The sequence below is a fragment of the Streptomyces sp. NPDC050549 genome (assembly GCF_040655035.1).
GTDB lineage: Bacteria > Actinomycetota > Actinomycetes > Streptomycetales > Streptomycetaceae > Streptomyces.
The window spans coordinates 1-2,635 of record NZ_JBFAJD010000106.1 but is presented as its reverse complement, the minus strand read 5'-3'; the positions used below and the strand labels follow the sequence as shown (position 1 = coordinate 2,635).

The window sequence follows — 2,635 nt, the reverse complement described above, 5'->3', positions numbered from 1 at the left end:
GAGTACTTCCGGGGTGCAGCCATGGTCACAGGTCCTCTCATGAGTCCCATCTGACCTGCTGTCAGCATCCTCCGCATCCCGGGGGAACCTCAGCCGCGGCGCACGGCCGCCTCACCCAGCATGCCACCCGGAGCTCGCTCGGATACCGGGCGCCGACGGGCAGATCGTCTGTGCGTGTCGCCGTAAGCGTGTCACTCGGTGCACGAGACCACAGAACGTAGGCCAGAGCCATTTCGTGGGAGTCGTTTCAGGTGACTTCGGTAGTCAAGCACTGACATGACTCGCGGAGTTCAGGTTTCCCGGCGCGCTCGGCGTTCCAGCCCTCTGACGGTCTCACGGCCCGGTATCTGCGAGGTCCGTATTGCTCTTCGTCGCTGTGCCTCCTGCGGGCTGGCCGGCCCGGGAAGGGGGACGGCGCAACAGGCCGGTCAGGGCCGGGGTGTGCCCGGTCGGCCCTCACGGTGAGAGGGCCCGATGGCGTATCCATGACATAGACCGCAGCGGTGCTCCACAGGAGCCTGGGACGCCCTCAGGAGCACCCGACCCGTTGGACGCCCCGGCCATGGCCCCGGGGCGGCAGAGCCTTCTTTGGGGAGACAGGCTCCTGCGTGTCCCCGGTCAGGCGCACACAGCTCCTGACCGGGGATATTTCAACGCCCGTGGGTCCTGGGTGGCTCCGAGTGGTCGTGTGCCAGTTTGTGCCGTGCCAGCCAGTGACGAGTCCTGTGGAGAGTAGGCTGAGATCACCGAGGGCATTGCGTGCGCTGGTGGCCAGGCCGACGCCGTTTTCGGTGAACAACCATGCCGGGCCGGTGAAACCGTGCCTGGAGGCAGGTCCACATCCCATGGAACCGACTGCCGCTCATTCCGCGACCACTTCGACGCGCCCCTCCCCGCCACCGCCGGTCCGGCTTTCGCTGGCTCCGTACGAAGCCGTCCCGGGTGGATTCGACGGCGCATGGTGGCCGTACTCCCGCGATCTCCCCGCCGAACTGTCCCCGCTGCTGAAAGCGATGGACGGGGCGGGCAACGTCACCAGGGTCACTCTGGGGATTGACTCCTGGCCCGATGTCCCTCACCAGGTTGCCGTGGGCGGGCGCTTCGTGACCGTGGGGTGGTTCGTCTCCGGTCACGAGCAGCACGAGATGCTGCTCTGCTCCTATCGCGCGGGGTTCCGCACCTTGCTCGTCATCCCTCCCGTGACGACGGCCGACACGGCCGCCTGGCTGATGAACACGCCCGTTCCGGTCGACGGCAGCCGCACCGCCACCGAACTGCTGGCGATCGGTGAGGAGTCGGTCCGAAGCGGTACCCGCTGACGGGCCGCTGCGATCCTTCGGACGCGGTGAGGTCGCCCTGGCCGGGCCGTGGGACGTGGGCGGTGCGGGGCGACGGTGGTCCGGGCGACCGTCAGAGCCTGTGTCCCGGCTTCGATTGATGACGGCGCAGTTCTGGAACCATTCCTGAATGGCTAAAAAGTATCCATCGCTCCTAAAAGAGGCAATGGCCTCCGGAAGTGCCATATCCCTCGCGGTTCGCGAGGCGTAGGGTCGCTGCAGGCCCTGGACCCTGGCTGGTCATCCGCAGGTGAAAGCCACAGGAATGGATTCCGTTCCTCGACCGTCACCCCTTCTGTTCAGGCTCACGAGCACGGGGAAACGGCGATGGGATGCACCGCCCGTCCGGCGGAACGGCCTCGCCTTCAGTGGCAGGACCTGCGCATCCTTCCCGACCCGCGGGCAGCAGTAGAGGTACGCGCGTCTCTGTGCCCGGAGCCGCCCCGAGTTACCGGCAGCGGCGTGACCATGGGGCAGATGGCCCCTGCGGTCCTCGCCGCGATCGGAGTTCCCGGACCGCCGAAACTCTGAGAGGAGCGTTCATGGACAAGGTGCTTGTCGCCTACGCGACGAAGAACTGGTCCACGGCGCAGATCGCCCGCACCATCACCCAGGTCCTGCGCAATGAGGGCCTCGAAGTCGAGATGATGCTGGTGACCGAGGTCGTCGATCTCCAGCCATACGGCGCCGTGGTCCTCGGCAGCCCGCTCTACGAGGGGCGGTGGCTCAAGGCCGCCCACCGGTTCCTCAAGGATCAAGGTGAAGCGCTGCGTGCACGACCGGTGTGGCTGTTCAGCAGCGGTCCTCTCGACGATTCGGCGGGCGGAGGGGACATCCCGCCCGTCCCCGACGTGCAGTACGGCTTCATCCGGATCAACGCGCGGGACCACGTCACTTTCGGTGGCTGTCTGCAGGAGGGTGCCAGGGGCTGGGTCGCCCAGTCGCTCGTCAGTTCCGGAAAGGGCGGGGACTTCCGCGACTTCGAACAGATCTCCGGCTGGGCTCACGGGATTGCCACCGCACTGGTCAACAAGGCCACGGACCTGCCGAAGGGGTACACCACGGGTGTGCCGACACCGCCCTTAGGCTCGCCGACGAGGGGGCGATGGTGGAGTCTGCGCCGCCGCTCGGAGGTGCGTACGCCAGTAGGCGGGGGAGTCCAGCGGCGGGCTTGAGCGGGACGGCGCCGGAGCCTGCTCACGTTGTCGGCGTCATCTGAACGGTGACCCTCTGACGGCGGATCAAAACTGACTCACTTCGTGGCATCCATACCAACCTGATCTTGATTGGAGATCGGG

The 2,635-nt window shown here is 66.8% G+C and carries 2 protein-coding genes; both read left to right on the top strand.

The features are described from left to right. Positions 1 to 845 precede the first annotated feature (845 nt). On the top strand, positions 846 to 1,319 hold the full coding sequence (locus AB0I51_RS48265) for a DUF5994 family protein (RefSeq protein ID WP_362985880.1): 474 nt from the start codon (positions 846 to 848) through the stop codon (positions 1,317 to 1,319). 560 nt (positions 1,320 to 1,879) lie between these two features. Beyond that, on the top strand, positions 1,880 to 2,512 hold the full coding sequence (locus AB0I51_RS48260) for a flavodoxin domain-containing protein (protein ID WP_362985878.1): 633 nt from the start codon (positions 1,880 to 1,882) through the stop codon (positions 2,510 to 2,512). Positions 2,513 to 2,635 lie beyond the last annotated feature (123 nt).

What these genes read in the sequence shown, in the direction of transcription:
- AB0I51_RS48265 (WP_362985880.1), top strand. Translation starts at nt 846, where the DNA reads ATGGAACCGACTGCCGCTCATTCCGCGACCACTTCGACGCGCCCCTCC.
- AB0I51_RS48260 (WP_362985878.1), top strand. Translation starts at nt 1,880, where the DNA reads ATGGACAAGGTGCTTGTCGCCTACGCGACGAAGAACTGGTCCACGGCG.